Annotated in this window: 2 protein-coding genes, 1 tRNA gene and 1 pseudogene; 1 reads left to right on the forward strand and 3 read right to left on the reverse strand. The window is 72.6% G+C overall.

Translation table 11 applies throughout. The features are described from left to right. A tRNA-Gly gene (locus GTW40_RS31305) sits at positions 1-76 on the forward strand. A 37-nt stretch (positions 77-113) separates the two neighbouring features. Here GTW40_RS31305 and GTW40_RS31310 read toward each other — a convergent pair. From GTW40_RS31310 to GTW40_RS31320, 3 genes and pseudogenes are all read right to left on the reverse strand, one after another. Then, on the reverse strand, positions 114-1,010 hold the full coding sequence (locus GTW40_RS31310; RefSeq protein ID WP_161183513.1) for a phosphoribosylaminoimidazolesuccinocarboxamide synthase: 897 nt from the start codon (positions 1,008-1,010) through the stop codon (positions 114-116). 72 nt (positions 1,011-1,082) lie between these two features. After that, positions 1,083-2,585, reverse strand: coding sequence for a N,N-dimethylformamidase beta subunit family domain-containing protein (locus GTW40_RS31315; protein WP_161183514.1), 1,503 nt, complete (start codon positions 2,583-2,585; stop codon positions 1,083-1,085). Positions 2,586-2,833: 248 nt separating this feature from the next. Next, positions 2,834-3,917: pseudogene (locus GTW40_RS31320) on the reverse strand (hypothetical protein); the annotation flags it as partial.

Consider the following 3,917-nt stretch of genomic DNA (forward strand, 5'->3'; position numbering starts at 1 on the left):
GCGGACGTAGCTCAGTTGGTAGAGCGCAACCTTGCCAAGGTTGAGGTCGCGAGTTCGAGCCTCGTCGTCCGCTCCATGAAGAAGCCCCCGGTTCCCACCGGGGGCTTCTCGCGTTACCAGCGGGTGCCGGTCAGGTGCTCGTACGCCTCGATGTACTTGGCGCGGGTCGCCGCCACGACCTCCTCGGGCAGCGCGGGCGGGGGCTGCTCGCTCTTTCGGTCCCAGCCGGATTCGGGCCCGGTCAGCCAGTCACGCACGAACTGCTTGTCGTACGACGGCTGGGCGCGGCCCGGCTGCCACTGGTCGGCCGGCCAGAAGCGGGAGGAGTCCGGGGTGAGGACCTCGTCGGCGAGCACGAGGGTGTTCCCGTCGAAGCCGAACTCGAACTTGGTGTCCGCGAGGATGATGCCCCGGTCGCGGGCGATGTCGCGGGCGCGGGAGTACACCGCGAGGGTGGCCTGGCGCAGCTGGGCGGCGGTCTCGGCGCCGACCTGACGGGCCACCTCCTCGTAGGAGACGTTCTCGTCGTGCTCGCCGACCTCGGCCTTGGTGGCCGGGGTGAAGATCGGCCCTGGCAGCTCCGAGCCGTCCTCCAGGCCCTCGGGGAGGGCGAGGCCGCACACCGTGCGGGACTCCCGGTACTCCGCGAGGCCCGAGCCGGTGAGGTAGCCCCGGGCCACGCACTCCACGGGGACCATGCGCAGCGACTTGCAGACCAGGGTGCGGCCCGCCCAGTCGGCGGGGGCGCCCTCGGGCAGTTCGGTGCTGATCACATGGTTGGGCGCCAGGTCGCGCAGCTGGTCGAACCACCACAGGGAGAGCCGGGTCAGGACGCGGCCCTTGTCGGGGATCTCGCTGGGCAGCACCCAGTCGTAGGCGGAGATGCGGTCACTGGCGACCATCACGAGGTCGCCCGCCTCGTTCCGGTACAGGTCCCGCACCTTGCCGGTGTGCAGGTGCACCAGGCCCGGAACCTCGATCGGCTCGGGCTTTTCTACGAATCCGGACACGGTTCCTCCCCGTGGTTCTGTCCAACTGCCTCGATTCTCCCGTATACGGCGAGGAGGGTGTCGTCCGGGTGGTCAGTCGCGTTTGCAGATGCGGTCCAGGAGGTTGGCCGTGGCCCGCTGGATACGGGGGTCCACATGGCCGGGGCGGTCCAGCGCCGGGGACCAGGCGAAGGTGCCGGAGGCGAACACCCAGGCGCCGGAGGGGGCGCGGTAGAGGGAGGTCTCCTGGTGCCGCCGTACGCCGTCGCCGTCGAGGTAGGGGGAGTGCGCGAGCAGGATGCGCTCCTCGTGCTCGGGGAGCGCGGTGCGCGGGAAGTAGCGGTCGGCCTCGCCCGCGACCAGGCCCTCGATGCCGTCGCCCTCGCGGGCGCCGGTCGCCTCCCACAGCCAGTGGTCGGCGTTGCGCACGATCAGCGGGCTGGGTTCGGGGACGCGGCCCGCGTACTGGATGCCGATCAGTTGCTGTTCGGGCCGGTCGATCTCGCGCCAGAGCACGGGCTTTCCGGGGCCCTTGCGCTTGCGGCAGGTCAGCAGCCGGTCCGGGACGCCGGAGGCGGAGTCCGCCAACTCCACTTGCCAGTACATGGTGTTGGCGGAGAGGAAGACCAGCGACGTGCCGTGGTCGCGGGCGTTCTCCACGGCCCGGCGCATCGGGACCGACCAGTACTCGTCGTGGCCGGGGAAGACCAGGCCCCGGTAGCGGGTGGGATCGACGCGGCCTGCGTGCAGATCACGAGCGTCGGCGTAGGCGAGGTCGTAGCCGTACCGTTCCGCCCAGCGGATGAAGTCGTAGGCGTGACCGACGTGCAGGGGCAGGCCCGCGCCCGCGTACGGCCGGTCGAAGGAGACCGTGACGGCCGCGTCGGCCTCGCCGAGCAGCCGGCCCCTCTCGTCCCAGGCGTGGTAGAGGCTGGCGCCGGTGTGGCCGTCCTCCGGGTAGAGGTTGTACGCCTGCCAGGTGACGTCGGGCAGCAGCAGGAGCAGGTCGGCGGGCTGGTCGTCGCGGACCGTGAAGGGGATGTGGGAGCGGTAGCCGTCGCTGGTGGTGAGGACGGCCACATAGGCGCCGACCTGCCACTCCTCGGGGACCTGGAGACGCCAGGACAGCCACCAGTGGTGGCAGGAGACCGTGCGGTCGGCGGCCAGCGGCTCGGGCTGGACGATGCCGGAGAGCCGGGGGCTGTTGGTGATCTTCGCGGCGCCGTGCCCGGCGTAGTGGCCGATGCGGTAGATGTCGACGCTGAACTCCTGCGGCGGATCGACCGTGATGTGGAAGTCGATCGCCTTGCCGGGCTCGACCGCGCCGGTGGAGGCGAAGCCCTTGATCTGGCGGTGCACGTCGTCGGCCGAGCGGGGGCCGGGGCCCGCCGAACGGGGAGCGGGTACGCGGGTGCCGCTCGCGCTCGTGGTGGTGTGCGGCTGGGTGGTGTCCACATACCAGGGCACCACGTGGCCGGTGTCGTCGAAGTAGGTCTCACTGCCGCGCAGCCAGGGCACCGGGCCCAGGCCGAAAGGGTCGGTGACGGCGTGCGCGAGTGCTCCGGACTCCCAGCGGCGGATGTGGTCCGAGGCCATGGGCGCTCCCCTCCCTCATGCCCCCGTTGCCGTTGTCGTGGTGCGGGTGGTGCGTGGTGCGGTGATTCGTGGTGCGGTGATTCGTGGTGCGGGTGATTCGTGGTGCTCGGTGCGGGTCTGCTCGGCGCGTGTCTTATGCCGATGCCATGTGCGTGTCGGTCTCAGCACATCACATAACGCACGGCTCCGGTCACTATTCGTTGTGAATTGGCCTGAAGTGGAAGTCGGTGCTCCGTTATCGGCCGGAGTCAGCCCAGCCGGACCGGCTTCTCCGGGCGTATCCCGGCGGCGGCGAGCCAGTCCCGCAGCGGCCCCTGGTCCCCCTCCTCGATCAGGCTGAGCACCCTCGGCCCGAGATCGGCGGCCCGCTTGCCGTCCAGCAGCAGCGTCGGCCCGTCGAGCCAGTCGAGGCCGGGGGCGGCCCCCGCGGAGTCGACGGCCGCGCAGCACACCATGGCCGTGACATGCGCGACCAGCAGCTCCCGGCCGGTCCGGGGCGGCTGCAACGGGAACAGCGGCAACGCCCCCTCGTCCCACAGCTCGGGGTCCCGCCCGAGCCCGGACGCGGTGGCCCCGCGCGGCACGGTGCTCTCCTCCCGGGCCAGCTCGGCGCTGAGGCCCGCGGCGAGGGCGGAGCCGCGTTCGGTGGTGGGGTCGGGATCGTCGGGTTCGGTGTGCGTGGAGGGGGGAACGGCCGGTGCGTCGTCCTCCGGCACCCTCGTCCCGGGCACCTCGGCCGGAGTCGCCAGGTGGTCCAGGACCCGGGCCAGGGTGGCGCCGCCGGAAGCAGGGGGGCGGTCGGGGAGCCCGTCCAGCACCCGGTGCAGGCGGGCCGCTTCCGCGCGCCAGGTGCGGTCGACGACCTCCTCCGGATAGGCGTGCCAGTCGACCGGGGACCACTGGGGACCCGGGCCTGTGGGAGCGCCGTGGAAGAGCCGGGCGGCGAGCAGGGAGACCGCTTCGTCCGCCACCCCGGGCTCCTCCAGGAGGTCGCAGGCCGGGCGCTCGCCAAGGCGGGAGGTGAAGCCGTCGGCGGCCAGCCGGTCACGCCGGGACAGCTCGGTCAGCGCGGCGACCACGCCCGCGTCCAGCCGGGAGGGCCAGCGGCCCATCCGCCAGGCGGGCAGCGCCACCCGGGTCAGCAGCCGGTCCCAGCCCGCGTAGGCGAGCCCGACCTGCTCCTGGGCGACGATCCGGGGGCCGTAGTCCACCGACTGGGCGCGCTCGGCCGCCGCCGCGGCGACCCCGCGCTCCATCAGCACCGCGTGCTCCCGGCAGGCGCGCAGCAGCACCCTGGCCACCCAGCCGAGCGCCCCGCACACGCCCCGGGTC

Origin of the sequence: Streptomyces sp. SID4985 (assembly GCF_009863025.1) — a bacterium.
In the GTDB taxonomy this organism is placed as follows: domain Bacteria; phylum Actinomycetota; class Actinomycetes; order Streptomycetales; family Streptomycetaceae; genus Streptomyces.